Annotated in this window: 25 protein-coding genes and 1 pseudogene; 19 read left to right on the forward strand and 7 right to left on the reverse strand. The window is 38.0% G+C overall.

The genetic code is table 11. The annotated features are described in order from the left end of the window. Positions 1-892: 892 nt before the first annotated feature. The 4 genes and pseudogenes from ES711_RS06655 to ES711_RS06670 all read left to right on the forward strand — a co-directional run bounded on the left by ES711_RS06655 (position 893) and on the right by ES711_RS06670 (position 3,028). A complete protein-coding gene (locus ES711_RS06655; RefSeq protein WP_146891766.1) occupies positions 893-1,831 on the forward strand; it encodes a 2-hydroxyacid dehydrogenase in 939 nt (312 codons plus the stop codon). Positions 1,832-1,854: 23 nt separating this feature from the next. After that, positions 1,855-2,310: a DUF1801 domain-containing protein gene (locus tag ES711_RS06660; RefSeq protein WP_146891769.1), complete on the forward strand. Its 456-nt coding sequence runs from the start codon at positions 1,855-1,857 to the stop codon at positions 2,308-2,310. A gap of 38 nt (positions 2,311-2,348) precedes the next feature. Further along, positions 2,349-2,498: pseudogene (locus tag ES711_RS06665) on the forward strand (VOC family protein); the annotation flags it as partial. Positions 2,499-2,572: 74 nt separating this feature from the next. Continuing rightward, positions 2,573-3,028 carry a DUF4870 domain-containing protein gene (locus tag ES711_RS06670; protein WP_246139138.1) on the forward strand — a complete coding sequence of 152 codons (456 nt, stop codon included), beginning with the start codon at positions 2,573-2,575 and terminating at the stop codon, positions 3,026-3,028. A gap of 73 nt (positions 3,029-3,101) precedes the next feature. Here ES711_RS06670 and ES711_RS06675 read toward each other — a convergent pair whose 3' ends face one another. The 3 genes from ES711_RS06675 to ES711_RS06685 all read right to left on the reverse strand — a co-directional run bounded on the left by ES711_RS06675 (position 3,102) and on the right by ES711_RS06685 (position 6,765). Next, on the reverse strand, positions 3,102-4,940 hold the full coding sequence (locus ES711_RS06675) for a GNAT family N-acyltransferase (RefSeq protein WP_170245255.1): 1,839 nt from the start codon (positions 4,938-4,940) through the stop codon (positions 3,102-3,104). A gap of 84 nt (positions 4,941-5,024) precedes the next feature. Further along, on the reverse strand, positions 5,025-6,284 hold the full coding sequence (locus ES711_RS06680) for an aspartate kinase (protein WP_146891772.1): 1,260 nt from the start codon (positions 6,282-6,284) through the stop codon (positions 5,025-5,027). After that, positions 6,271-6,765, reverse strand: a complete 495-nt coding sequence (locus ES711_RS06685; RefSeq protein WP_146891775.1) for a GNAT family N-acetyltransferase — start codon at positions 6,763-6,765, stop codon at positions 6,271-6,273. The genes ES711_RS06680 and ES711_RS06685 overlap by 14 nt, the downstream gene beginning before the upstream one ends. A 121-nt stretch (positions 6,766-6,886) precedes the next feature. Between ES711_RS06685 and fbp the strand changes: the two genes are divergently transcribed. Continuing rightward, positions 6,887-7,891 (forward strand): class 1 fructose-bisphosphatase, encoded by a 1,005-nt coding sequence (gene fbp / locus ES711_RS06690; protein ID WP_146892863.1) that lies wholly within the window; start codon positions 6,887-6,889, stop codon positions 7,889-7,891. Between the two features lie 589 nt (positions 7,892-8,480). Here fbp and ES711_RS06695 read toward each other — a convergent pair. The 3 genes from ES711_RS06695 to ES711_RS06705 form a co-directional block, all read right to left on the reverse strand. After that, positions 8,481-9,614: an ATP-binding protein gene (locus tag ES711_RS06695; protein WP_146891778.1), complete on the reverse strand. Its 1,134-nt coding sequence runs from the start codon at positions 9,612-9,614 to the stop codon at positions 8,481-8,483. A 33-nt stretch (positions 9,615-9,647) separates the two neighbouring features. Beyond that, the gene (locus tag ES711_RS06700; RefSeq protein WP_146891780.1) at positions 9,648-10,403 is read right to left on the reverse strand and encodes an SDR family NAD(P)-dependent oxidoreductase; all 756 of its coding nucleotides are present in this window, start codon (positions 10,401-10,403) and stop codon (positions 9,648-9,650) included. Between the two features lie 207 nt (positions 10,404-10,610). Next, the gene (locus tag ES711_RS06705) at positions 10,611-11,498 is read right to left on the reverse strand and encodes an aldo/keto reductase (protein ID WP_146891782.1); all 888 of its coding nucleotides are present in this window, start codon (positions 11,496-11,498) and stop codon (positions 10,611-10,613) included. Positions 11,499-11,735: 237 nt separating this feature from the next. Here ES711_RS06705 and ES711_RS06710 point away from each other — a divergent pair, with 237 nt between their 5' ends. The 11 genes from ES711_RS06710 (at position 11,736) to ES711_RS06760 (ending at position 24,061) form a co-directional block, all read left to right on the forward strand. Continuing rightward, positions 11,736-12,539, forward strand: coding sequence for a DUF4382 domain-containing protein (locus ES711_RS06710; RefSeq protein ID WP_146891785.1), 804 nt, complete (start codon positions 11,736-11,738; stop codon positions 12,537-12,539). A gap of 151 nt (positions 12,540-12,690) precedes the next feature. Next, on the forward strand, positions 12,691-13,689 hold the full coding sequence (locus ES711_RS06715; protein WP_394344881.1) for an AAA family ATPase: 999 nt from the start codon (positions 12,691-12,693) through the stop codon (positions 13,687-13,689). Positions 13,690-13,796: 107 nt separating this feature from the next. After that, positions 13,797-14,663, forward strand: a complete 867-nt coding sequence (locus ES711_RS06720; RefSeq protein WP_146891788.1) for a DUF58 domain-containing protein — start codon at positions 13,797-13,799, stop codon at positions 14,661-14,663. Between the two features lie 13 nt (positions 14,664-14,676). Beyond that, complete coding sequence (locus ES711_RS06725; RefSeq protein WP_146891791.1) at positions 14,677-16,335, forward strand: BatD family protein; 1,659 nt, start codon at positions 14,677-14,679, stop codon at positions 16,333-16,335. After that, positions 16,335-17,339, forward strand: coding sequence for a VWA domain-containing protein (locus ES711_RS06730; RefSeq protein WP_146892866.1), 1,005 nt, complete (start codon positions 16,335-16,337; stop codon positions 17,337-17,339). Before ES711_RS06725 ends, ES711_RS06730 begins: the two co-directional genes overlap by 1 nt. Positions 17,340-17,370: 31 nt before the next feature. After that, positions 17,371-18,405, forward strand: a complete 1,035-nt coding sequence (locus ES711_RS06735) for a vWA domain-containing protein (RefSeq protein WP_146891794.1) — start codon at positions 17,371-17,373, stop codon at positions 18,403-18,405. Between the two features lie 268 nt (positions 18,406-18,673). Continuing rightward, complete coding sequence (locus ES711_RS06740; protein WP_146891797.1) at positions 18,674-19,486, forward strand: tetratricopeptide repeat protein; 813 nt, start codon at positions 18,674-18,676, stop codon at positions 19,484-19,486. A 178-nt stretch (positions 19,487-19,664) separates the two neighbouring features. Then, positions 19,665-21,440, forward strand: a complete 1,776-nt coding sequence (locus tag ES711_RS06745; RefSeq protein ID WP_146891800.1) for a BatD family protein — start codon at positions 19,665-19,667, stop codon at positions 21,438-21,440. A 1-nt stretch (position 21,441) separates the two neighbouring features. Beyond that, entirely contained in the window at positions 21,442-22,191 is a 750-nt protein-coding gene (locus ES711_RS06750; protein WP_146891803.1) for a tetratricopeptide repeat protein, read from the forward strand. 308 nt (positions 22,192-22,499) lie between these two features. Then, positions 22,500-23,102 carry a helix-turn-helix domain-containing protein gene (locus ES711_RS06755; protein ID WP_146891806.1) on the forward strand — a complete coding sequence of 201 codons (603 nt, stop codon included), beginning with the start codon at positions 22,500-22,502 and terminating at the stop codon, positions 23,100-23,102. 332 nt (positions 23,103-23,434) lie between these two features. Then, positions 23,435-24,061 carry a carbonic anhydrase gene (locus tag ES711_RS06760; RefSeq protein WP_146891808.1) on the forward strand — a complete coding sequence of 209 codons (627 nt, stop codon included), beginning with the start codon at positions 23,435-23,437 and terminating at the stop codon, positions 24,059-24,061. A gap of 16 nt (positions 24,062-24,077) precedes the next feature. On the opposite strand, the gene ES711_RS06765 is transcribed toward ES711_RS06760, so the two are convergent. Next, positions 24,078-24,629 carry a CvpA family protein gene (locus ES711_RS06765; protein WP_146891811.1) on the reverse strand — a complete coding sequence of 184 codons (552 nt, stop codon included), beginning with the start codon at positions 24,627-24,629 and terminating at the stop codon, positions 24,078-24,080. Between the two features lie 126 nt (positions 24,630-24,755). Here ES711_RS06765 and ES711_RS06770 point away from each other — a divergent pair, with 126 nt between their 5' ends. The 3 genes from ES711_RS06770 (at position 24,756) to ES711_RS06780 (ending at position 26,858) form a co-directional block, all read left to right on the forward strand. Beyond that, a complete protein-coding gene (locus ES711_RS06770) occupies positions 24,756-25,112 on the forward strand; it encodes a hypothetical protein (RefSeq protein WP_146891814.1) in 357 nt (118 codons plus the stop codon). Positions 25,113-25,215: 103 nt separating this feature from the next. Beyond that, positions 25,216-26,235: a phenylalanine--tRNA ligase subunit alpha gene (gene pheS / locus ES711_RS06775; protein ID WP_146891816.1), complete on the forward strand. Its 1,020-nt coding sequence runs from the start codon at positions 25,216-25,218 to the stop codon at positions 26,233-26,235. A gap of 122 nt (positions 26,236-26,357) precedes the next feature. Beyond that, the gene (locus ES711_RS06780; protein WP_146891818.1) at positions 26,358-26,858 is read left to right on the forward strand and encodes a GbsR/MarR family transcriptional regulator; all 501 of its coding nucleotides are present in this window, start codon (positions 26,358-26,360) and stop codon (positions 26,856-26,858) included. The last annotated feature ends 2 nt before the right edge of the window (positions 26,859-26,860 follow it).

Genomic DNA, 26,860 nt, shown 5'->3' on the forward strand with positions numbered 1-26,860 from the left:
AAAATTCCTTCCCTTCTTTCAAGGGAAGGTGCATTCAATTCCACAAAAGGAATTGAAGTCGGAAGGGTTTTTAATTACTAAAAATCATTCAAATCTAGGGTGCACAGCAATTTAATTTTTATAAATCATTAAACCACCTCGCCTCCTGATGCTCTCCGGCATCAGAAGCCACTCCTCCTTAAATAGGATTAGAATTTCAAGTTCTTAACACAAAACTCAATACAGCAATACCAAAAATTCCTTCCCTTATTTCAAGGGAAGGTGGATTCAATTCCAGAAAAGGAATTGAAGACGGAAGGGTTTTTAATTACATCGAAACACTTTAATTCAGTATAAATATCAATTAACTATTTAAGGATTTTTGAACCACCTCGTCTTCTGATGCTCCCAGAAATCAAAAACTACTCCTCCTTGAAAGAAGGAGAATTCTCGATGTTTTATAACAATCCATCAATTAAAACATAACCAAAAATTCCTTCCCTTCTCAAGGGAAGGTGGATTCAATTCCAGAAAAGGAATTGAAGACGGAAGGGTTTTTAGTATCTCAAAAACCAAAATCCAATTGAGCTTATATTAAACTCATATTGATTATTAAACCACCTCGCCTCCTGATTCTCTCCAGAATCAGAAGCCACTCCTCCTTCAAAAGAAGGAGAATTCTCGATGTTTTATAACAATCCATCAATTAAAACATAACCAAAAATTCCTTCCCTTCTCAAGGGAAGATGGATTCAATTCCAGAAAAGGAATTGAAGACGGAAGGGTTTTTCAATTAAAAAAAGCAAACCCAATCCTTACATTCTTCACTCACATCCTTAAAAGTAGCCAGGCTTTTCTTAATTTTGATACATTAACTTTTAAAATGAGAATCCTGTATCCTCAGGAAAACAGCATGAAAATCCTCCACCTTGACACCAATCACGCACTACTCATCAACCAACTCCAAGCTTTTGGATATGAAAATGATGAAGATTATACCTCCTCAAAATCGGCTATAGAAGAAAAAATCCACAACTATGACGGTCTGATCATCAGAAGTCGTTTTAGTATTGACAAAACGTTTTTAGATGCTGCCACTAATCTCAAATTCATTGGGCGCGTAGGTGCGGGATTGGAAAATATTGATGGGGATTATGCCCAACAAAAAGGGGTTCATCTTATCGCTGCTCCAGAAGGGAATAGGAATGCGGTAGGAGAGCATGCTTTGGGAATGCTCTTATCATTATTTAATAAACTCAATAAGGCCGATCGCGAAGTACGTTCAGGGCAATGGCGCCGCGAGGATAACAGAGGCATTGAATTGGACGGAAAGACTGTCGGCCTGATTGGCTACGGCAATATGGGGAAAGCGTTCGCTAAAAAACTAATGGGTTTTGATGTAGAGGTGCTGTGTTACGATATTCAAGATGATGTAGGCGATGATAACGCCAAACAGGTTTCACTTCGGGAATTTCAAGAAAGCGTTGATGTCTTGAGTTTACACACCCCACAAACACCATTGACTGTAAATATGATTAACGCTGATTTCATCAAATCTTTTAAAAAACCCTTTTGGTTATTAAATACAGCACGTGGTAAAAGTGTGGTCACAAAAGATTTGGTGACAGCCTTAAAATCTGGAAAAATACTTGGGGCAGGTTTGGATGTTTTAGAATACGAAAAATCGTCATTTGAAGATCTATTCACCTCAGAAATACCAGAAGCTTTTCAATACCTTATCAAGGCACAAAACGTCCTTTTAACCCCTCATGTGGCAGGCTGGACGGTAGAAAGCAAAGAGAAATTGGCGCAGACAATTGTGGATAAAATAGAAAGCCACTTCAAATTATAACATCTTTTAACACCCTAAATACTATGACCTATGACGCCGCCACTCCTACAGACTATATCAGCCAAACACCTGAAGAACGACATCAAGGTTTAAGATTATTGCGCAAAACCATCCTGAAAAATTTACCAAAAGGTTTCGAAGAAGGCATTCAATACGGTATGATTAGCTATTATATACCACACAGTATTTACCCTGAAGGTTACCATTGCAAACCCTCCGAACCACTACCCTTTATAAGTTTTGCATCACAGAAAAACTCAATCAATCTTTATCATAGTGGTATTTATGCAATTCCTAAAATTCACGACTGGTTTGTAGCAGAATACCCAAAACATTCCAAACGTAAATTAGATATGGGAAAAAGCTGTATACGTTTCAAAAAAATAGAAGACATTCCTTTTGACCTCATTGGGGATTTAGTTTCGAAAATAACCGCTGAGGAGTGGATTTCGGTGTATGAAGCTCAAATTAAAAAGTAGTAAAAAATCTACATGATTTCTCGTAAATTGGTTATTATTTGGAAGAACTTCCTAAGCTCCTAAAAGAAGAAGGCGTGACCATTGTAGGCGACATGGAAACTCACGAGTATGGTAAATTTGGTTGGATCTTGGATAATGACGGCAACAAAATTGAACTTTGGGAACCTATAGACCAAGCTTTCTTGTAAAAGAATAAGATTTTTTAGTATATTTAATGTTCTTATTTTTAATGAGTTACAATTAATCTCTAAATAAACTAAAGATGGCAAACGATCAAAATTTAGGAAACGATCTTAACGATATGTTAGACGATACCCATGACACGAAAAGAGACTTTACCGATTCTACTAAACATAGCGCTAATGAATTCTCTGAAGATGCACGACAAACAGCGCACAACATTGAAAATGATGCCAACGCCATTGCGAAAGACGGCAAAAATATTGCGCTAATTGCGCACCTCACTTTGATTGGATGGATTGTAGCATTAGTAATGAACAATACTACTAAAAGTGAATTTGGGGCTTTCTATATCAGACAGATGCTTGGGTTGATGCTTTTAGGCCTGGTATTAAGCTTTGTTCCAATTGTAGGATGGATTATCAATTTAGGGGTTCTTATTCTTTGGATTATAAGTTTAATTGGCGCTGTTAATGGCGAAAAGAAATTAACCCCTATTGTAGGAGACTATTTTCAAGATTGGTTTAAATCCATTTAGAACTTTAAAAGAGCCGGATTGCGAAAACTTGGCTCTTTTTATGTTTCTTATGTATGTTTTTTTCTCTCAAAATTTAAATGTCTGGAGCATCCCCATTCTCCGCGAATTTCCGCTCCATCTCCGCTTGAAATTCTTCCATCACGGGTTTGACGGTGCTTTCTGGTAAATCGGCTATTCTGATGTACATTAAACCATCTACGGCGTTATTAAAAAGGGGATCCACATTAAAGGCTACCACTTTAGCATTTTGTTTGATGTATTTCTTAATTAGAACTGGTAGTCGCAGTGTTCCTGGCTCTAACTCATCAATGATTTTGTCAAACTTTACCAAATCAGCTTCCGTTTCGTCAAACACAAAATCCTTATCGGCATCTTTTAATTTCACCTTGAATTCCTTTTTTGGATGCACATATTGCGCTACATAAGGATCATAGTAATTGGATTTCATAAATTCAATCATGAGTGATTTTGAAAAGTTGGTAAACTTATCACTAATGGTCACGCCACCAATTAAATACTTATGCTCTGGATACCGTAACGTAGTATGTACAATACCTTTCCATAAGAGGAATAAAGGCATCGGTTTCAATTGATAGTCTTTGATGACGAATGCGCGACCCATTTCAATGGATTCGCTCATCATTTTATACAATTCAGGCTCAAAACGGAATAAATCCTGAAGGTAAAACCCATCAATGCCGTATTTGGCAAATATTTTCGAACCGAGGCCCATACGGTATGCGCCTGCTAATTTATTAGTGGTATTATCCCATAAAAACATATGGTGGTAATAATTATCAAACGGATCTAAATCTATCGATTCGTTCGTGCCTTCCCCTACCTCTCTAAAGGTAATTTCACGCAGTCGACCAATTTCTCGCAGAATGTTAGGAATTTTCTTAGAATCGGTAAAAAACACTTCATAATTCTTGCTTTCTAGGAGTCGCCCATCATGTTCCCGCAGATAATTGACTTCCTTTATCATCGTGTCTACGCTTACAGGCATGACGATACTTTTAATGGCTTTTGGCACTTTTAATGTGGAAGAAATTGTGCTGAGAAATTTGCCTTTCTCGTCAAAACTATTGGCCAGCATATACGTTTTACGTCTCAAAAACTCTGAAAACTCCTCTAGCGTGGTGTGTTCCTTTTGATCAGCTACAGTAATTGGTTTTCCTATCCTAACTTTGATAACGCGCCTCTTTTGGGTCAACACTTCTGAAGGCAATTTAGCCGTCCTGAACGTATCACTAATTTTAGAAAGCTTATAAAATAACTTGCTGTTTTTTGCGTGAAAATAAATTGGCACTACCGGCACTTCTGCTTTTTGCACGAGTTTCATAGCGGCTTCTTCCCAAGGACGATCAATGACTAACTTCCCATCTCTATAGGTAGATACTTCACCAGCAGGAAATATACCTAGTGGGTGGCCGGCGCGCAAATGCAAAATGGCATTCTTAAACCCTGCAACACTCGATTTTATATCTTTACGATCTTCAAATGGATTAACCGGCATTATATACGGCTTCATGGGCGCAATACGATGCAGCAGAAAATTAGCAATGATTTTAAAATCCTCGCGCTGCTCTAACATTAATTTCAGCAAAAGGATGCCATCAATCCCTCCTAGCGGATGGTTGGATACCGTTATAAATGCACCCTCCTTAGGCAAGCGTTTTAAATCATCTTCTGGTATTTCAAATCGGATCTGAAAATCACCCAAGATAGCATCTAAAAAATCAGTCTCTTTTAAATGTTTATGACGGTTGTAAACCTCATTGAGTGTGGATATTTTAAGAACTTTCATAAGTATCCAGCCAGTAAATGTGCCTAAAACACCATACTTTTCCAAATTGATGGCTTTCGCAACTTCCTTTGCACTTACTAATCCGATATCCTGCTGTTTGGTCATGGCTACAAACCTAATCATTTTTATTTATAAATATTTTTTGAGATGATGCTCTAAACCGATCTCTTTCACCTTTTTGATGGTCAATTATTCGGCGACCATTTGAACGGTGCCTTGTGTCAATTGCTTTAACAAGATCGTTTTGCCCTCCTCTAATTGCGCAATGGCATCTTGAGTATAGTGACGAATGGTATATAAGGACACGTTGTCATGGCAGGTGACTTTAAACCTTGCTTTTAAATGTTGCAAAAGCTTAGGGAGATTATTGTACACATTATCCACACAAACTGAAAAACTGATGGCAGAATTTTGAATCACATCCACCTTCATTTTATACAAGGCCAACAATTTAAAGATCTCACTGATATTTTCTTCTACGATATAAGAAAAATCCAAGGACGATAAAGAAATCAATACTTGATTTTTCTTCACGATAAAACACGGAATCAACGGTTCTATTCCCGACCCTTTTGCCACCATAGTCCCTGCATGTTCAGGATTTTTAAAAGATTTGACAAAGAGGGGAATCTCCTTTTGCTGTAATGGCTGCAATGTTTTAGGGTGGATCACCGAAGCTCCGTAAAACGCCAACTCAATAGCCTCCCGATAAGAGATTTTATTGAGCAACTGTGCGTTTTCAAAGTATCGAGGATCAGCATTAAGCACTCCGGGCACATCTTTCCAAATGGTCACATTCTCCGCATTTAAACAATAGGCAAGAATGGCTGCCGAATAATCACTGCCTTCACGGCCTAATGTGGTCATAAAGTTATTGTCGTCACTACCAATAAAGCCTTGAGTAATGTTTAAAACTGAAGTGTTTAATTTAGAACTTACCGCGGCTTGGGTAGCTTCCCAATTAACGTTGGCGCGTCTGTAATACGTGTCTGTTTTAATCAATTCCCGTACATCTACCCAATTATTTCTAATCCCAACCCTATTGAGATATTCGCTCACAATAAGGGTGGAGACCAATTCTCCGTAACCAATTACCTGATCGTAGACAAAATTATAATCCGGCGACTTATTTCGGTCAAAAAAATGGCGCAACTCTTCAAATAGGGCGCTTACTTTCTTAAAGACGGGATGAGTTTCTTCCGGTCCGGTATCAAAAAGATCTAAAAGAATTGCATTATGATATTTTTTGACGTCCTGTATAGAACTTTGCAATTCACCTTTAGTATTAAAGTAATTGCCCACCACAATCTCCAGCGCATTGGTTGTTTTCCCCATGGCGGAAATCACTATTAAGGTATTTTCATACCCCACCGTTCTTAAAACAGCTTCTAAGTTTCTAACCCCAAGTGCATCTTTTACTGAGGCGCCTCCAAATTTAAATACGTGCATCCTTTAGCGTCGCTATATAATTTTTAATTCCTTCTTCATTTAAATGGACCACATCCCAATCGCGCTTCACGTCCGCACCTTTCTTTTGATAAAATTCAATGGCGGGATCATTCCAATCCAACACTTCCCAACAAATGCGTTTAACGCCCAATTGATCTCCATAACGCACAACCTCATCTAAAAGTGCCGTCCCTAATCCACTACCGCGCATTTTATGACTCACAATTAAATCTTCAAGATGCAATATTTTACCTTTCCAGGTGGAATAACGTGGATAAACCAATGCGATGCCTTGTACGGTTTCCTCAACTTCAGCTACAAAACACTGAAACGAAGGATGCTCTCCAAACCCATCTTGTTGTAATTGTGAAATGGTCACTTCTACAGCATCAGGTTCTTTTTCAAAAATTGCCAATTCAGTGATTAGTGCGTGTACTTGAGGCATATCTTGAGAAATAGCCTTTCTTATTTTGAAATTCATTTATAAAAAATTCTTTTCAAATATAACGCAAACTGATAAAATTAAAACCATTTAAGTTTTCCGAAAACGATGTAGTATGGTAAAAAATACGATATTTGCAGAAACAAATCCAAAACACTTCATGTTTCGCAAACATCAAACTCTAGGTGAATTCATTATTGAAAATCAGACCTCATTTAAATACTCATCAGGTGAACTTTCTAGCCTTATAAATTCCATACGGTTAGCCGCAAAAGTCGTCAATTACGAGGTGAACAAAGCCGGATTGGTGGACATCATCGGCGCAGCAGGCGATATGAATATTCAAGGTGAAGACCAGCAAAAACTGGACGTTTACGCCAACGAAAAGTTTATTCAAACCATGACCAACCGAAATATCGTTTGTGGTATTGCTAGTGAAGAGGAAGATGACTTTATTGCCATCAACAGTCAGGATGAAAATCATCAAAATAAATATGTCGTGCTTATTGATCCTTTGGATGGCTCATCAAACATTGATGTGAACGTATCTGTGGGGACTATTTTTTCGATCTACAGACGAGTGACACCTATCGGAACGCCAGTAACCATTGAGGATTTTCTACAACCCGGAAATCAACAAGTAGCCGCTGGCTATGTTGTTTATGGCACTTCCACCATGCTCGTTTATACTACTGGTGACGGGGTTAACGGGTTTACACTTAACCCAGCCATTGGAACCTTTTACTTATCGCACCCTAATATGAAGTTTCCTAAAGACGGCCGCATCTATTCGGTAAACGAGGGTAACTACATCCATTTCCCACAAGGCGTAAAAAATTACATCAAATATTGCCAGATGGAAGAAGGTGACCGACCTTACACATCGCGCTATATTGGCTCATTAGTGTCCGATTTTCATAGAAATATGATTAAAGGTGGAATTTATTTGTATCCAAAGAGCTCTTTAAATGCAAAAGGAAAATTGCGTTTGCTGTACGAATGCAATCCGATGGCATTTTTAGCAGAACAGGCTGATGGAAAAGCTAGTGATGGCATTCAACGTATTATGGACATTCAGCCTACGGAACTTCATGAACGTGTCCCATTTGTTTGTGGCAGTACGAACATGGTGGATAAATGTGAAGAGTTTATACGCAACGCGTAACTTAACGATTTAAGAATTTCTAAAATTGTAGATTTTCCATTTTTGTCATGTCGAATGTAATGAGACATCACATCATCTTTGTACCATAAAGTACCCACGATCATGGGATTCCTCCTAACGTCAGAATGACAAATTGCAATGGGATGACAGGACGTAGAAAATCCCATAACTTTTTGACTTGATCCCATTTTTATCATGTCGAATGTAATGAGACATCACATCATCTTTGTATCATAAAGTACTCACGATCATGGGATTCCTCCTAACGTCGGAATGACAAACTGGATGACAGGGCGTAGAAATCCCACCACTTTTGGACTTGATCCTATAAAGATGATGCTTATAAAATTCGGGGAGCTTACGGCGTCCAACAAGAAATTAAAAATATCGACGAAATTTTACAAAAAAAACCCTGTTTCAATGCTGATAATAGAATCAGGAGAAACAGGGTATATATAATTGATTAATAGCACTGTAAATATGCGATTATTATTTCAACAACATTCTTAAAAACTACAATCTGTCAATATATATGTTGAATTACATACGCTTTCAAAAAACATCGACAAACGGTAAAGAAATTCTGTGCCTAACTATACTTCACTTTTCTTAAAATCCGCAACGATTCTTTTAAACTCTCATAGACTTCTGAATTGTATTTTTTTAAATACGGTTTGGCTTCATTCAATTTATCTATCGCATCGTGAAACAAATTAAGGTAGCAAATAAGGTAGGTTGCGGGCAGATTTTTTACATCACGTTCTTCACTAGAATTTAAAGTAACTCCCTTTTTCAGTTTATCTAAAATAGCATTATTTGCATTATAAATATGATGCAAAACCTTCCTGTCAAATTGTGGGGCTTCAAAAAGTAGTTTGGTCTCAATATGATAGGTAGCGTTGTTGGCAAAACTAATACGCGTCTCTTCCAATGGGTAATATTTATAACTATTGTTGAGTCCTAAACTCACGTATTCAACAATATTAAAAGCATGGTCGTCATAACGAATGGTCACCTCATCTAAAGTCGAAAAAAACAGTCGCACCTGCTCATTGATCAATTCAATATCCACCCTACTGTAAAAAGTTTCATTTTTATAGACCTTTTTCTGTCCGGCCCAGCAGAGCACGAAATATTCTTTAAACACTTTGTATTGGGGGTGGTAATCTTTTCGTTTGCTCAAAAAATCGAACACCCCGTCTAAGGTATGTTGAATGTTATTTTGGGAGTTATTTTCTATAGCTTCCACAATTTTGGAGTTGACATCTTTTATGTCGACATCGTAAACTTTGGGCATGCTCATACTCCCATCTCTATAAAACACAGAGCCGCCGTAGTACTTCCAAATATTCTTTTTAAGCGAGGTCAACCCATCAATAGCCCTAATGGTTACCAGACCCACTACTTTATCATCGGGCAGATGCGGAAACGGAATGTTTTCATACTGTACAATGGGAGGATTGATCAAATACGCATTGATCAAATTTTGAATTTTGCTATCGTCAAAAAAGTCAACACCCATAATTCTATTGTCATCATCCTCAACCCCAATAACGATATAAGAATTATTTTTAGGATTGGTGTTAGACAGGGCACACACGTGCTTCAGGAATTTCGCTTTGCCTTCTTTTTCGCCAATATCAATCTGCCGCTTTTTGTCATAGAAGCTGTTCTCATCATTATGAGCCAAAAGGTTTTTTATGAGCAGACGTTTGTTGATCAAGGTGCTTGCAATTTTTGATTATTCGTGCGTAAATTAATGATCCTTTTTAATTACCGTCGACGATGCTTGAGCTGTTGGTAACATCAATACATCAGCAATATTCACATGGGCGGGACGCGATACTGCAAAGTAAATGACCTCAGCAACATCTTCAGCTTGTAAGGCTTTATAACCTTTATAGACCGTGTCTGCCACAGCATCGCCTTTAAATCGCACTTGCGAAAATTCAGTTTCCACCAAGCCAGGATTAATGGCGCTTACTTTAATCCCAAACGGATTGAGATCAAGGCGCATCCCTTCGGTAATGGCTAAAACCGCATGTTTGCTCGCACAATACACATTGCCTTTAGGGTATACTTCCTTCCCGGCGGAAGATCCAATATTAATGATGTGACCCGATTGACGCTCCGTCATCTGCGGAATTATCGCTTTACTAACATACAACAACCCTTTTACATTAATATCCATCATTGCATCCCAATCATCGGTATCGCCAGTTTGGATGGGATCGAGACCGTGGGCATTTCCGGCGTTGTTAATTAAAATATCTATGGTTTTAAAATCTTCTGCCAATGAGGCAATCGCTTTAAAAGTGGCGTCTTTGTCGCGGACATCAAAATTTAGGACGTGCACATCAGTAGTTTTTTCGAGAGCCTTTTTGATGGCATCCAAACGTTCCTGACGGCGTCCACATAAAATTAAATTGATGCCGTGTTTGGCAAATTCATGAGCCGTAGCGCGCCCAATACCACTAGTAGCGCCCGTAATTAATGCTGTTTTTCTTTTCATATAATTTTTACTCCCAAAAACAGGAACTTTATGTATTAAATTATTATCATTTTTTATTGATTTTCAGTCCAACTGTCTAACGACAATTTCCCTTTTAAACCTCTCCTAATTACAGCTTTCTGTATACTGAATACTGAGGACTGCCAACTGAATACTGTAGCCTGAATACTGCCAACTGCCAACTGAATACTGTAGTCTGAATACCCATCAAGGCATAACATGCCCCTGGCTAGCCACCAACATTAAAAACCAATCTTCCAACTCCAAGTCAATCGCCGCTGCTTTTACAGCATCTTCAAGTCGGGATTTAGTAGTGGTACCCACCACTGGATAGATGTTAGCCGGGTGTTTTAAAATCCAGGCAAGCAATAAGGCATCTTCGGTAGCATTGTACTTAAGGCTCAGTTCACCCAACAGGATTTTTATGCGTCGGGTTTGCGCTGTATCTTCTTTAAAGACATTTCCTAAAGGCGACCAGGCCATTGGGGAAATCTCCTTGATCAGCAGATGGTCCAAACTGCCATCAAACATGGCCGAATATTGGGTTAAGGAAAATTCTATCTGATTCACTTCTACAGGTACATTTTTTGAAATCAAATCCACTTGAGACGGCGTGAAATTTGAGACGCCAAAGCTTATAATTTTCCCTTGTTGTTTTAATTTCTCGATGGCTTCCGAAATCTCATCGGGGTGCATCAACGGACTCGGCCGATGCAATAACAGTACATCTAAATACTCCGTTTGCAAATTTTTCAAAGAGGTTTCTACTGACCAAATTATATAATCCTTATCATATCTATAATGTCCTATTTTATTCTTCCGACCCCCAGAAAGATGCTGAATGCCACACTTACTAATCAGTTGCACTGCCTCTCGATTCAATCCACTCTGAGCAAAAGCCTGCCCAAATTCAGCTTCCGTCGTGTAGCCGCCATAAATATCGGCATGATCAAATGTACTGACGCCCTGTTCTACACAAAAGTGCATCAAATCTGCCATTGCTTCAGTAGAAAGCTTTTTGCCCCAAGCTCCCCAAGTCATCGTTCCTGCTATAATTTTCGAATACTTCACACGTTTTGTTTTAGATCTATTCATTCAGAATATAAAAATACTTAAATCTAAAAGAGTAAGCTGATTCATGTTTAATAATTATCAAATTCGTCACTACATGGTAGGGAATAAAATTTCCTGAAGTTGGAAACTGCAGATTCTTCTAAAATTTATTGGATTAAGTGCCTGAGTGCCTGCAACATCAACTATCTTAACCGTTTACTGTAGTCCATTTCTGAAAATATTACGTACATACAATTGAACCTATAAATTACAAATACTATGAATTTTTTAAAAAAAGCAAGCTTATTAGCCCTCATCACATTTTTCTCATTTGGGTGTAGTGAAGACGACGCAGCGTCCAATGCAGAAGGAAAAGCAAAAGTTTCGATTAAATTAATGGACGCTCCTGGAGATTATGATCACGTTTATATTGACATTGTTGACGTGATGGTAAAAGTTAATGATGCCGGAGATGGCGAAGAAGGATGGCAAAGTTTGAATGCGATTAATGCTGGGGTTTATGATCTATTAACATTAACTGGTGGCGTGAATGTGCTATTGGTGGATGACTTTGAAGTGCTTTCGGGAACCTTAAATCAGATCCGTTTAGTGTTAGGTGATGATAACACTGTAGTCATTGACGGGGAGACCTTTCCTTTAAAAACGCCAAGTGCACAACAATCAGGTTTGAAAATCAAAATTAATCAAACCTTATTGCCAAACATGGCTTACACATTCCTTTTAGATTTTGATGTTGACAAATCAATTGTTGTCGCCGGGAATTCCGGCAATATCAACTTAAAACCAGTGATAAGAGCAAGTGCGGAAGCAAGCACCGGAACAATTTCAGGCAGTGTATTACCAATGGGTATGCAAACCGAAATTACCGCAAGTAAAGGCACTGATACAATTACGACGTATACAAACGGAGAAGGAAAGTTCTTATTAGTAGGATTAAACCCGGGTAATTACAAGATTACCTTAGCGCCTGACCCTAAATCAGATTTATTACCAACAATATTAAACGATATTAAAGTAACGGCAGAAAGTAATACCGACCTCGGCATCATTACGATTAATTAAGCTTTATTTCATAAAAATGTATTAAAAGAGCAACACCAATGGTGTTGCTCTTTGTTTTTTAACCAATTATTAACAGCAATCCACTAAAAATTTTAACAATTTGCAGACCTCAAAAACCCAGACCCTATTTCAGGTTAAATAAATTTCTAATATGATGGAAGACACAGTTGATATCAAAAGCATTAACGAGAAAATTGAAAGAGAGAGTGCCTTTGTTGATTTGCTTACTTTTGAGATGAATAAGGTCATTGTAGGCCAAAAATATATGATTGAACGCTTACTAATTGGACTCTTAGGACAAGGACATATATTGTTGGAAGGAGTCCCTGGTTTGGCAAAAACGCTCGCCATTAACACCCTGTCCCAAGCTATTGAATCGAGTTTTAGCAGGATACAATTTACACCAGATTTATTACCTGCTGATGTGGTGGGTACGCTGATCTACAATATGAAAGTGAATGATTTCACCATTAAAAAAGGTCCAATTTTCGCAAATTTTGTCTTAGCCGATGAGATTAACCGAGCGCCAGCTAAAGTGCAATCGGCATTATTGGAGGCCATGCAGGAAAAACAAGTAACTATTGGAGATGAAACTTTTAAATTAGACCGACCATTTTTGGTGATGGCTACCCAAAACCCTATTGAGCAAGAAGGAACCTATCCGCTTCCTGAAGCACAAGTGGATCGTTTTATGCTGAAAACGGTTATTGATTATCCAAAAATAGACGAAGAGCAACTCATTATGCGTAATAATATGAAAGGCGCTTATGAGAAAGTTAATGCTGTCGTTTCTGTAGAACAAATTTTAAGAGCACAGCAAACCGTTCGAGAAGTGTATATGGACGAGAAAATTGAAAAATACATTCTCGATATCATCTTCGCCACTCGTTTTCCTGAAAAATATAAACTAGCCGATTTAAAACCGTTAATCTCGTTTGGCGCTTCGCCTCGTGGAAGTATCAATTTAGCGGTTGCTGCAAAATGTTACGCCTTTATTAAGCGTCGTGGCTACGTGATTCCTGAAGATGTCCGCGCCGTTGTTCACGATGTGTTACGTCATAGAGTGGGGATTACTTACGAAGCGGAAGCAGAAAACATCACGTCAGTTGATATCATCAACAAAATCATTAATGAAATTGAAGTACCATAAATAAAGTCCACAGTGAGCAGTAAGCAGTGGGCAGTAACCCGTCCAACTAAATTCTGAACATATAGCGACTGAAACCTGAAGACTGCCAACTGCAGACTCAATAAAAAATGGATACAAAAGAGCTTTTAAAGAAAGTACGTAAAATAGAGATTAAGACGCGGCGCTTGTCTGACCATATCTTTGGTGGAGAATACCATTCCACTTTTAAAGGTAGAGGGATGACCTTTAGCGAGGTGCGTCAGTATCAATATGGTGACGATGTACGGAATATTGATTGGAACGTGACGGCACGTTACAATGAACCGCACATTAAAGTATTTGAGGAAGAACGCGAGTTGACCATGATGCTGATGGTCGATATTTCGGGTTCAGAATGGTTTGGTACAGAACAGCAATTTAAAAACGAAATTATTACTGAAATTGCGGCAACCTTAGCATTTTCAGCTACTCAAAATAACGATAAAATTGGTTTAATTTTGTTTACGGATACTATCGAATTGTATATCCCGCCAAAAAAAGGCAGATTTCATGTGTTGCGTATCATCAGAGAATTGATTGAGTTTAAACCCAAAAGTAAAAAAACGGATATCACTCAAGCCTTGCAATTTTTATCCGGAGTGATGAAAAAGAAGGCCATTGTATTCCTTCTATCTGATTTTATTGCGGATGATTATAAGCAAACCCTAAAAATTGCCGCCAACAAACACGATATTACGGGGATTAGAGTGTATGATAAACGCGAAGAAAGCATCCCTAATTTAGGCATGGTGCAAATGCAAGATGAAGAAACTGGCGAGTATATGTTGGTCAATACGGCTTCTAAAAGAATTAGAACAGATTATAGCAAATACCACCTTGAACGCGTCAGCTATTTTAAGGACACTTTTTCAAAATCAGGTGCTGGTACTATTGATTGTCGGGTAGATGAGAGTTATGTCACCAAATTATTAGGCTATTTTAAACGCAGAGAGTAACGAGTTACGAATTATGAATTACGATTTTCGACATATAACCTACAACACCTCTCGCTTCAAGCTCCGCGCTTCAAGCGTTCTTTCTATTTTCTTTTTTATCATCTCTTTCTTCTCTTTCGGTCAAGTCAAAACTTCCATTGACACCCCAAAAATTAAAATCGGTGAGCAAATTACTTATCAAATTGAGGTGGAAGCAGACACTACAGATCTGGTGGTGTTCCCTGAAGGACAAACATTTTCGCCTTTGGAAATGATTGAATCGTACCAAGTAGACACCACAAAAAACAGTGCCAAATACAATTTGATCAAAAAATATGGACTAACCCAATTCGATTCTGGCAGTTATACCATCCCTAGGCAAAAAATCATCATTGGAACTAAAGAGTATTTTACAGATTCTTTAAAAGTTGAGGTCAATAATATCCTTGTCGATTCCACAAAACAAGGCTTATACGATATTAAACCATTTATAGAAGTTCAAAAAAGCAGTAGCGACTGGTGGAAAACTGCACTGATTGTGTTAGCCGTCCTTGCGCTTATTGCCTTCCTAATGTATTGGTTTATTTGGCGTAAAAAACCTTTGACCGAAGAAGAAGAAATTGCGTTATTGCCACCTTATGAACGCGCCAAACTCGCCCTCAAAAAGTTGGATGAAACTGACTATTTACAACAATCAGAACTGAAGGGCTATTATTCAGAATTGACCTTTATCATCAGACGTTATCTCGATGAAAAAGTCTACGATCGCGCTTTAGAAAGCACGACAGACGAATTGGTGCATCGCTTAAATTTATTAAAAGATGGCAACCAAATAGAACTTAGTAAAGAAGACATCAGAAATATTGAAACCATTCTTAAACGCGCGGATTTAGTGAAATTTGCGAAATCTGCTCCTGATGTTGAATTGGCAAAAATTGATAGAAACACCATTGATTTAGAAATTGACAATGTCAAGCAAGCCTTGCCAGAACCAACCGAAGAAGAAAAATTACTAGATCAGCAATACAAGGAAGAACAAGCGCGTAAGAAACAACGTCGTAAAATCATCATCACCGTTGCATTATCTCTGTTTTTAATCCTTGCCACCTTTATTGGATTCTCCATAAAATATGGTTTTGATTATGTGAAGGACACCATTATTGGTAACGATAGTAAAGAGTTGCTGGAAGGCGATTGGGTAATGAGCGAATATGGTGTGCCACCAATTTACATCTCAACACCTGCGGTTTTAGAGCGTGTAGAAGGAAAAGCAATTGACTCTATTTCCAAAGTAGCGGAAACCACCATGTTTAGCTATGGCACCCTATTAGGCTCCGTTAATATTGTGGTTAGCACCTCAAAACTCAACATTCCTGATAGCACCTCAGTCGATTTAAATCTTGCTGTAAATGGCGCTTTAGAAATGTTCGAGAAAAATAATGTTAGGGATATTTTGGTAAAGCGTGAGCAATTTATCACTCCTAATGCTGCTGAAGGCTTAAAGGTGTATGGTTCTGCGTCCTTCCCGACACCACTTACTGATCAATTTAGAAAAGGAAATTACGTATTATTAGCCTTTACGGCGAAAAATATATTGCAACAAATAATCTTAGTTTGGGATGCAGAAGATCAGTATGCAGATGACATTATGGAGCGGGTCTTAAATTCAGTTGAACTCAAAAAAGAAGAATGATGCTGGAAGGAATCGAATTTTTAAATAAAGAATTTTTCTGGTTGTTTCTCCTCCTACCGTTGCTCATGTTGTGGTATGTATTGAAACACAACAAGCAGACGGCTGAACTTAAAATGTCAACCATAAAGGGGTTTAAAATAACGCCATCTCGCTTGACTAAAGCAAAGCATGTCCTATTTGTGTTGCGCCTATTGGCCCTCGCTTTAATTATTACGGCGTTAGCCCGCCCAAGAACGGTAGATGTATCTACGAAAACAAAAACCACCAGAGGGATTGATATTGTCATCGCTATTGACGTATCGGCAAGTATGTTGGCCAAAGATTTACTACCAAACCGACTAGAAGCGCTTAAAAAGGTGGCTTCAGAGTTTATCAAGGGCAGACCAAATGACCGCATCGGGATTGTAGAATACGCTGGAGAGAGCTATACCAAAACGCCAATTACCAGTGATAAAGCCATTGTGTTGCGTGCCCTCAATGAGATTAAATACAATACCATAATTGAAGGCGGTACGGCCATTGGTTCTGGCTTAGCAACATCGGTTAACCGTATTAAAGACAGTAAGGCAAAAAGTAAAGTGATTATTTTATTAACGGATGGGGTTAATAACGCCGGATTTATAGATCCTAAAATTGCTAGCGAATTAGCAGTAGAATACGATATTAAAGTCTATACCATCGGGATTGGCACTAACGGAACTGCTCTCTCTCCGATTGGCATTTTACCTAATGGACAATTCCAATACGGACGCCAACAAGTAGAGATTGATGAGGCCTTATTAAAAGACATCTCCAAGGTGACCGGGGGTAAATATTTTAGAGCGGATAACAATAAAAAACTGGCCGCTATTTATGATGAAATCAACAAATTGGAGAAAACAGATGTTGAGGAATTCAAATATTACAATTACGAAGAAAAATACCGTCCACTAGTACTATTAGCTTTTGGATTATTACTGATTGAATTTTTATTACGATCAACGGTATTTAGAAGTTTTAATTAGAATTTAATAATAGCGAACTGAAGACTGAACAATGCAATTAGAAGAAAACATATGGTTTTGGGGATTAATGGTGATACCGTTGGTCATTATTGTGTTTTTACTTTTACAGGTTTGGAAGCGTCGGGTGCAGCGCAAATTCGCGAGCAAACCCTTACTGAGACGATTAAGTCCTGACACGTCTCTCTTTAAATCTATTTTGAAAGTGGTCGTACTTTCGCTTGCGTTTGCATGTTTGGTCATGGCGCTAGTCAATCCTAAATTAGGCACAAAGCTCGAAACGGTAAAACGCGAAGGTGTCGATATTGTTTTCGCCATTGACGTGTCTAAAAGTATGTTGGCGGAAGATATTGCGCCCAATCGTTTGGAAAAATCGAAACAATTGGTCACGCAAATCATTAATAATTTAGCTAGTGATCGTGTGGGCATTATCGCCTACGCCGGCAAAGCATTTCCGCAATTGCCCATTACCACCGATTATGCAGCGGCCAAAATGTTCCTGCAGAGCATGAATACGGATATGCTGTCTTCGCAAGGCACCGCCATCCATGAAGCAATTGACCTTTCTAAAACCTATTTTGATGAAGACCAAGACACCAACCGTGTCCTGATCATCATTTCTGATGGCGAAGATCATGGCACTTTAGCAACTGAGGCAGCACAAGAAGCGCATGAAGCAGGTATTCGGATTTTCACTATAGGCGTTGGAGACGTGAAGGGCGGTCCCATTCCCGAGAAACGGAATGGCAGGATTGTCAACTATAAAAAAGATCGCAATGGCCAAACCGTCGTTACCCGTTTAGATGAAAGCACTCTACAAAACATTGCCGCTGAAGCAAACGGATCTTACATTAACGGCAGAAACACTGCAGAGGTGGTGGAACATATCAGAGATATTTTAAACCGAATGGATAAAACAGAATTTGAAGCCAAACAATTTGCGGATTTTGAGTCGCAGTATCAATGGTTTCTGGCGGCGGCTTTATTCTTTTTATTGATTGATGTCTTATTGTTAGAACGACGCACCTCGTGGTTAAAACGCCTGAATTTATTCAATGAAGATTTTTAATCGCTTGTTAGCAATGTTATGATGGCCTAAACGCGACTTGAAAGCTAACTGATTAATAATCATCATAAAACCGCTGTTTACGGTTAAAAGACTGTTAAAGATGGCGTTCCAAACATATTTTAAGAAAACATTATCACCTTGATAGCTATAGTTTTTTTAGATTTATGCACTGTTTTAAGCTTGTGGCAATTAAACTAATATGTTCATGTGAATTGAGCCGTTGATGGGCATCCATCAGACGTTAAAAAACGCTCATTATGTTATAGAGATGAAACACCTAACCCTACTAGTATTACTTTTTACATCGTTCGCTTTTTCTCAAATTGATGAGAACCAGAAGGAGCAACTATCGGCTACTAAACAATCAAACGATTTTGTTTATGAAGCCAACCAACTTATGGATACGGACGATTTTATTTCCGCAGAAAAAGAATATCGCAAAGCCATTTCAAAACAACCGTCCTCAGTTGCAGGAACTTACAACTTAGGAAATTCCTATTACAAAAAAGGAAACTACGAAGAGGCCTTGTACCGCCAACAACAAGCGGCTAAAAATGCCACGGAAAAATCGGAAAAACACAAAGCTTTTCATAATATTGGAAATATTTTAATGAAGAACAAGCAGTGTAAAGAAGCTGTTGAAGCTTATAAGAGTGCCCTTAGAAATGATCCTACGGATGATGAAACGCGTTACAATCTTGGTTTAGCTAAAGAATGTGCTGAGCAGCAAAAAGACGATCAGCCAGACGAAAATCAAGATAAGGACAAAGAAAAGAACGACGAGGATAAGGATAAAGATAAAGACGATAAAGATCAACAGGATCAGGACAACAAAGACAATAAAGACGACCAAAAAGATCAGGATAAAAAAGAGGGCGAGGATAAGAAAGATGAGGGGAAACCTAAAGATGAAGAAGGGAAGGATGAACAACAACAGCAAAAACCTCAGCCTGGAAAATTGTCTCCACAACAAATAAAGAACTTATTGGAAGCCATGAATAATCAGGAACAAAAAGTTCAAGAAAAAATGAATGCCGATAAACAAAAAGGCATTAAAGTAGAAACAGAAAAAGACTGGTAAAACGGTTTTTGTTAATGAATAACGATCTATTTATTGGCGACAAAGAAAAAATCTCAAAGGTTTTAGATGAGAGCAATCAACTCATTTCAATAGTTGTCGCAAGTATTAAAACCTCAAAAAGCAATAATTCAAAAATCGTTAATCATTATTCGATGTTCGTTAATTTTTTAATTTACAGATGAAATTAAAGACATTCATACTATTATTTTTAATACTCCTCAGCACAGGTCTTGCCTCCGCCCAAATAAAATTTGAGGCGAAAGTCAGCAAGACGCAACTGGGTATTAATGAGCGTTTACGCGTTGATTTTGAAATGAACACTGATGGTGATAATTTCAGTCCACCGTCCTTCGCTGATTTTACGGTGGTAGGTGGCCCGAACCAATCGGTCAGCCATTCCTGGATTAACGGTGTACGCTCCTTTTCAAAAACCTACAGTTATTTTCTTGCTCCGAAAAAAACCGGATCGATTACCATCAATCAAGCGACCATAGAAATTGAAGGAGAAACTTATAAAACGTCACCCGTAACCGTGCAAATCTCCACGGCAGTCAGCAGGCCCAATGATCCTGATGATGTTGAAAACGTTGCGGATGACAACGTCCATCTGATTGCTGAAATCTCCAAAACCAATCCGTATTTAAATGAAGCGGTAACCGTAACATATAAACTTTATGTTTCTGAGGACATTGGGGTGAGTAATTTTAGAGAGAATGGCAACCCACGGTATAATGATTTTTGGAGCCAGAATATCGATCTAAAGGGCAGCCAGATACAAAAAACGCAATATAAAGGGCGCAATTACCGCTATTTGGTGATCCGTAAAACGGTCCTTTATCCTCAAAAATCAGGAAAATTAGAAATTGAACCCTTAAGTTTAGACCTTACCGTGCAGGTACCTAGTAAAAGGCGCGATTTCTTTGGAACTTTCGTGCCGACAGAAGTTCATAAAACCGTTTCTGCCGGTAGTAAAACTTTAACCGTTAAAGCACTACCTGAAAATGGAAAACCTTTGGATTTCTCTGGAGCCGTTGGCGATTTCGATTTTAAATTAACCACCTCAAAAACTAATTTAAACGCGACAGAATCTTTACAAGCCCGGGTTGAAGTGACCGGCAAAGGAAACTTAAAATTATTTCAATTGCCAAAACTGAGCATCCCAAGTGCACTTGAGGTGTATGAGCCAGAACACACTGAAAACATTAAAACACTTTCAGAAGGCATGCAAGGCAGCATTGTAGACAATTATACCATTGTGCCGCAGTTTAAAGGCAAGTATCCTATCCCGAATATCGATTTTACCTATTTTGATTTAAAATCAGAAACATATAAAACAATTTCTTCTGGGGAGGTGGTGGTCAATGTTCTTGACGGCCCTACAAACAACTCCAATACTGATAGCAATATTGCTGGTTCTGGAGATGGTAAGCAGCGTGTAACTATGAACAACGACCAATTTGCGTTCGTTAAAAGCAATGCCAATCTAGAGCCGATAGAATCGGAACCTTTTTTAAATTCCACGGTGTTTTGGAGCGTCTTATTGTTGCCTCTCATGGCCATTCCGTTGGCCATGGTTTTCCGCAGAAAGAAAGCAGAACGCGCAGCTGATGTTAGTGGAAACAAAGTCCGTAAAGCAGATAAGCTTGCTAAAAAATATTTAGGTTTTGCCAAAAAAGCCTTGGGTCAGAAAGAAGCGTTTTATATTGCTTTAGAGAAAGCGCTTCATAATTACCTTAAAGCCAAGTTGCGCATTGAAACGAGCGATTTAAGCAAGGACCGCATTCAGCAGTTATTATTGAAGCGGGAGGTTAATGAAGCCGTAGTGACGGATTTCCTTTCTATTCTGGACAGTTGTGAATTGGCACGTTATACGCCATTTACAGAGGTCACTATGCAACACGATTATGATAAGGCAGCCACGACCATTTCAGTAATTGACAAACAGATTAAGTAACATGAAACATTTTGTTTATATACTGACGTTTTTAATTGGGACATTGGGATTTGCTCAAAACGAAGCACTGTTTGAACAGGCCAACAAGCTTTACAATGATGGTGATTTTGAACAGTCCATTTCCAAATACGAAGCAATTCTTGAGGCCGGAGAACACTCGGCAGCAGTATACTTTAATTTAGGGAATGCGCATTACAAATTGAACCACATTGCACCAAGCATCTATTATTACGAAAAAGCGCTCAAACTGGCTCCAAATGACCAGGAAATAAAGAATAATATTGCGTTTGCCCGGAATATGACCATTGATGCCATTGACAAAGCTCCAGAATTAGGGTTTTCAAAATTCACAAAAAAAATTACCAATTGGCTTACTTTTGATACTTGGGCTGTAGTCTCCGTGGTGTTTATGCTCCTTTTTGTAGTGCTCTATCTGCTATTCTATTTTACATATGAATCGGCAAAAAAAAGAATGGCCTTTGTTGCTGCCATGTCCTTTTTTATCTTGGCCTGTAGTGCGGTAGCGCTAGCTTTTGCTAATTACAATCTGGTTAAAAATGACCATCCCGCCATAGTCTTTGCCAAGGAAAGTCAAGTTAAAAGCGAACCCAATTTGAGGAGCACGGAATCCTTTAAACTCCATGAAGGCACCAAAGTGCACATCATAGATACCGTGAATAATTGGAAGAAAATTAAACTTGCTGATGGCAAAACTGGATGGATCCCTAAAGATGCCATCAAAGCGATTTAAGTATTAAAAGTTATTAATTTTCGCTCTATTTACTTGAATTTTATCCAAAATTTTGAGTATTTCAATAGAGCTTTTCTTCTTAAATTGCACTTAAATTCTCACCTCCCCACGCTTCAACCCTGTAGAATAATCTTAAATAATTAGTTTAGAAAAGGCATATCTTTATTACTTTTATGATCTGTATTTCTAGGTTATTGGACATTTGAGCCTAACGTAGGCACTAATGTCATAAGATTGACATAGAAGTGACGCAACCATTAGAACAACCTGAAAATATCTTTGCTGGGTAATCATTAAACTACATCAAAATGAAAAATCAAAACTTAGCAATTAAAATTAAAGACTTACGAAATCGGAAAGGATTTTCTCAAGAACAACTGGCGGAAGAATCAAAATTAAGTCTCAGAACAATTCAGCGAATTGAAAAAGGAGAGTCAATTCCTAGGGGAGATACGCTGATAAAATTAACTCAGGCACTGGAAGTAACACCAGATGATCTTTTGGAATGGACAGATATTGAAGATAAAGGATATTTGACTCTGTTACACCTTAGCGCTATGAGCATTCTAATTCAGCCTCTATTAGGAATAATAATTCCACTTGTAATGTGGATTTTAAAGAGAGAAAAGATAAAACTTGTGGATGATACGGGTCGAAAACTCATCAGTTTTCAAATTACTTGGACTTTAATTCTATTTGTTGTTTTAATGATAGCAACTAAAGGGTCATTTATTCCTATTGATTTTAATCTATTAAATTCATTTCCTTTATTGATTACAAATTTCTCAACCGTCGGTTTGGTGATATTATTTTTGTACCTATATAATATAATTTCTATTATTTTGAACATTAGAAAAAGTCAAAAAGGACTGAAGAATTTATACATACCTGCAATTCCATTTTTGAAATAAAACAACATTGTTGTCCGATAAGAATCAAGATCGCTGCGCTGTTAAAATCAGGTATAAAAACTTACTGGCAACTCACTGACAAACAACGATCATTTACATATAAATAATCGAATCACTCTTGGTAGAAAAAGCTTTTAAAAAGTAAGGTGTCATTTCATAAATCTCCTAATGTCTCTTGATCTAAAGAAGTTTGCTAATTTATATATATTTTTACCGGACATTAATGATAAAAAAATATTGTAAAACAAAAATGTGTATAAACAATGGCTAGTCCTTGTTACCTGGAAAGCATCATGCCATTGCTCATACACCAAACGATAATACTGTAACCCATGGATGTAAAGAACGTATTTAAAAACAATGAAGCCTGGATTAAGGATAAACTCTCTAAAAACCCTTGCTATTTTGAAGATTTAGGGAAAGGCCAAAATCCGGAATTGTTATTTATTGGATGTTCAGACAGTCGTGTCACGGCCGAAGAATTGATGGGTTTAGGGCCTGGTGAAGTGTTTGTTCACAGGAATATTGCGAATATGGTAATCAGTATTGACCTCAATGTGATGTCTGTGGTCAATTACGCCGTAAACAATTTAAAAGTTAAGGATGTCGTGGTTTGTGGTCATTATGAATGTGGTGGTGTTAAAGCGGCCATGCAATCTGAAGATTTGGGTATTTTAAACCCGTGGCTGCGTAACATTCGTGATGTGTACCGCATCCACCGTAACACTCTCAATGCTATTCCAGATGAAAATGAGCGGTACAACCGCCTTGTAGAATTGAACGTGCAGGAACAGTGTGTCAATTTAATTAAAACCGCGGCGGTTCAAAAAGCCAATAGAGATAGAGGTCTTGTAGTCCACGGATGGGTATTTGATGTGCATACTGGCAAGCTGATCGATTTAAATATCGATTTTGATGGCTATTTAAATGATATCATGGAAATCTATCGTTTGGATTAACGACAAGCATCAAATATTAAATGAGGTCAGAGGGGGCTTCTTCTGTTAAAGCATCGTCGTCTTCTAAATGCTCTTCCAATTCGTTTTTCTTTTCCAAAATCACCGGAAAAATTGCTGGCACCAATGATTTTATAGGAGCGTATAACATGGAGTCTTCAATACTCTCGTCGTCAGTGAGGGGAATGGCCCTATTCATATTATCAAAAACATTGAGGATAACGCTTAAGATAACTGCGACTTTTATAGCGCCAAAAAGGGCTCCAAGCAACTTATTGACAATACCTAAGGCGGCAAAGTCCGCCAGTGTGGTCAAGGCTTTTCCTGCTAATGCGATGACTAAAACAATGATGAGAAAGGTAGCCGCAAATGCCACAATATTGACGGTTTTTTCATCCCACTGCGAATTGTCATCAATAAATGTAGCTGCATAATTACTAAAATGGATGGCGCCATATATCCCCGCCACCAAAGCCACTAAAGAGGCAATTTCAACAAAAAAACCTTTCATCAGTCCGCGTACCAATCCAAAAAGGATTAGGGCAGTCAAAACGATATCCAAAACACTCATATCTTACAGAATTTCGTCAAATATAAGTTAACTTTGCGAGAAATTAATTTGACGAGGATCTTGAAGTTGCGCCGCAATTTTCAATGAGATTTGGTTCCTTTTAATTCTAAACCTGAAACTAAAGAAATGTCAAGAGACGAACAATTAAAACAGCGCTGGGAACTTGTGGTTCAAAAATTATCAGATCAGTTTGCTGAAGGAGACCCTTTAGATTTGGATGCCATTATTTATTTAATTGGGGTTCAAGAGCTAGGACAACTTCATAAAAAATTTAAAAAAGATCATAAATTAGATTTAATGCATATTGCTATTTGCCGTTTGCTAGAACCGTATGGCTATTATGAGTTTGATTTTTATGACGATGATAAGTGGCCGCATTACAAGGTTAAAGAACAATTACCACCTTTAAAAGCAGGGGAGCAAAGCGTCTTGATGAAAGAAGCCATTGTGAATTATTTTGTAGAAGTGGAATTTATTCAGTAAGATTTTATCCGGTGAAAAGTTCTTCAAAATAAACTGGAATTCAACTCTAATCACTAAGGTAAAATCCAAAAAAACAGTAAATTTGCCATTCATTTTTTGACTTATGATAGACAAGATAAAAGAAAGTATTGCTGAAGCTGAAGCATTTGAGGCGCACACAAAGGAAGAAATCGAAGCGTTTCGGATTAAATATTTAGGTAAAAAAGGCGTGTTAAATGCTTATTTTGCCGAATTTAAAAACGTGCCCAACGAGCAAAAGAAAGCGTTTGGACAGGTGATTAATCAGCTGAAGACTACTGCAGAAGAAAAAGTGAACACTTTAAAGGAAGTGTTGGAAAGCAAAGAGGAAGTTAAGGGCATCTATGGCGATTTGTCACGTCCTGGAGAACCTATTGCAATTGGCGCTCGTCATCCTATTTCATTAGTGAAAAATCAAATTATTGACATCTTTTCTCGCATAGGCTTTAATGTAAGTGAAGGCCCAGAAATTGAAGATGATTGGCATAACTTTACGGCATTAAATCTGCCAGAATACCATCCGGCAAGAGACATGCAGGACACCTTTTTTATCCAAACTGATCCTGATATTTTATTGCGTACCCACACTAGCTCAGTACAGGTGCGTTATATGGAAAATAACCAACCTCCTATCCGTACCATTTCACCAGGTCGGGTGTACAGAAATGAAGCTATTTCATCGCGGTCACACTGTTTTTTCCACCAAGTGGAAGGGCTGTATATTGACAAGGATGTTAGTTTTGCCGATTTAAAACAAACCCTTCAATATTTTACCACGGAAATGTTTGGGAAAAGCAAGATTAGATTGCGTCCCTCCTATTTCCCATTTACTGAGCCTAGCGCTGAAGTAGATGTGTACTGGGGATTGGAAACCGAAATTGACCACCGCATCACCAAAGGAACCGGTTGGTTAGAAATTATGGGGTGCGGCATGGTAGATCCTAATGTTCTTGAAAACTGTGGTATTGACTCAAAAATATATTCTGGATTTGCATTCGGCATGGGGATCGATCGTATTGCCATGTTATTACATCAAATTGGCGATATCCGCTTATTAAGTGAAAACGATGTTAGGTTTTTAGAGCAGTTTAAATCTGCTTTATAAAATCTTACTGCTTATAACTATTAACCGATAGCTCCATATCGGTTTTTTTATTTAACATTTCTTTAACTTCGTTTGGTTCGGTTTGTTCCGAACCTATCTTATCTTTGCATAAAATTTGAACAATGACTACTGAAATCCGAAGTGAAAAACGCGATTTAGTCGAAAGACTAGGAGTGTTTATGGAGCAAAAGGAACAATATGCTCCTGTTGCTGCCCGTATTTTATCGCATATTGTTTTAACTGGTAAAGTGGGCACCACCTTTGAAGATTTGGTCACTGATCTTGGTGCTAGCAAAAGCACGATTTCTACCCATCTCAATCATTTAGCAGATTTAAAGAAAATTGTTTATTTCACAAAACCAGGAGATCGTAAAAAATATTACACCATCAATGAAGATAGCATCCTTCAAAGTATCGACACTTTAATGGAATCTTGGATGGAACAAAAAGCTTTACATCAAGAAATTAAAATTTACAAGCGGAAAAGCAATGATCAAACTGCTGACGGAAGCGTAAAATTTGAACTCGATTTTCATGATAATTACATTCAATTCCTTGAAGAAGTCACTCAATCCGTTTCCACATTAAGATCAAGAATAATAGAAAAAACCACAAAACTGTAATA

The organism is Gelidibacter salicanalis (assembly GCF_007997285.1).
In the GTDB taxonomy this organism is placed as follows: Bacteria; Bacteroidota; Bacteroidia; order Flavobacteriales; family Flavobacteriaceae; genus Gelidibacter; species Gelidibacter salicanalis.

Bases quoted from the DNA above. Each gene is read 5' to 3' on its own strand.
- ES711_RS06655 (WP_146891766.1), top strand. From the start codon at position 893: ATGAAAATCCTCCACCTTGACACCAATCACGCACTACTCATCAACCAA.
- ES711_RS06660 (WP_146891769.1), top strand. From the start codon at position 1,855: ATGACCTATGACGCCGCCACTCCTACAGACTATATCAGCCAAACACCT.
- ES711_RS06670 (WP_246139138.1), top strand. From the start codon at position 2,573: ATGGCAAACGATCAAAATTTAGGAAACGATCTTAACGATATGTTAGAC.
- ES711_RS06675 (WP_170245255.1), bottom strand. From the start codon at position 4,940: ATGACCAAACAGCAGGATATCGGATTAGTAAGTGCAAAGGAAGTTGCG.
- ES711_RS06680 (WP_146891772.1), bottom strand. From the start codon at position 6,284: ATGCACGTATTTAAATTTGGAGGCGCCTCAGTAAAAGATGCACTTGGG.
- ES711_RS06685 (WP_146891775.1), bottom strand. From the start codon at position 6,765: ATGAATTTCAAAATAAGAAAGGCTATTTCTCAAGATATGCCTCAAGTA.
- fbp (WP_146892863.1), top strand. From the start codon at position 6,887: ATGTTTCGCAAACATCAAACTCTAGGTGAATTCATTATTGAAAATCAG.
- ES711_RS06700 (WP_146891780.1), bottom strand. From the start codon at position 10,403: ATGAAAAGAAAAACAGCATTAATTACGGGCGCTACTAGTGGTATTGGG.
- ES711_RS06705 (WP_146891782.1), bottom strand. From the start codon at position 11,498: ATGAATAGATCTAAAACAAAACGTGTGAAGTATTCGAAAATTATAGCA.
- ES711_RS06710 (WP_146891785.1), top strand. From the start codon at position 11,736: ATGAATTTTTTAAAAAAAGCAAGCTTATTAGCCCTCATCACATTTTTC.
- ES711_RS06715 (WP_394344881.1), top strand. From the start codon at position 12,691: ATGATGGAAGACACAGTTGATATCAAAAGCATTAACGAGAAAATTGAA.
- ES711_RS06720 (WP_146891788.1), top strand. From the start codon at position 13,797: ATGGATACAAAAGAGCTTTTAAAGAAAGTACGTAAAATAGAGATTAAG.
- ES711_RS06725 (WP_146891791.1), top strand. From the start codon at position 14,677: ATGAATTACGATTTTCGACATATAACCTACAACACCTCTCGCTTCAAG.
- ES711_RS06730 (WP_146892866.1), top strand. From the start codon at position 16,335: ATGCTGGAAGGAATCGAATTTTTAAATAAAGAATTTTTCTGGTTGTTT.
- ES711_RS06735 (WP_146891794.1), top strand. From the start codon at position 17,371: ATGCAATTAGAAGAAAACATATGGTTTTGGGGATTAATGGTGATACCG.
- ES711_RS06740 (WP_146891797.1), top strand. From the start codon at position 18,674: ATGAAACACCTAACCCTACTAGTATTACTTTTTACATCGTTCGCTTTT.
- ES711_RS06745 (WP_146891800.1), top strand. From the start codon at position 19,665: ATGAAATTAAAGACATTCATACTATTATTTTTAATACTCCTCAGCACA.
- ES711_RS06750 (WP_146891803.1), top strand. From the start codon at position 21,442: ATGAAACATTTTGTTTATATACTGACGTTTTTAATTGGGACATTGGGA.
- ES711_RS06755 (WP_146891806.1), top strand. From the start codon at position 22,500: ATGAAAAATCAAAACTTAGCAATTAAAATTAAAGACTTACGAAATCGG.
- ES711_RS06760 (WP_146891808.1), top strand. From the start codon at position 23,435: ATGGATGTAAAGAACGTATTTAAAAACAATGAAGCCTGGATTAAGGAT.
- ES711_RS06765 (WP_146891811.1), bottom strand. From the start codon at position 24,629: ATGAGTGTTTTGGATATCGTTTTGACTGCCCTAATCCTTTTTGGATTG.
- ES711_RS06770 (WP_146891814.1), top strand. From the start codon at position 24,756: ATGTCAAGAGACGAACAATTAAAACAGCGCTGGGAACTTGTGGTTCAA.
- pheS (WP_146891816.1), top strand. From the start codon at position 25,216: ATGATAGACAAGATAAAAGAAAGTATTGCTGAAGCTGAAGCATTTGAG.
- ES711_RS06780 (WP_146891818.1), top strand. From the start codon at position 26,358: ATGACTACTGAAATCCGAAGTGAAAAACGCGATTTAGTCGAAAGACTA.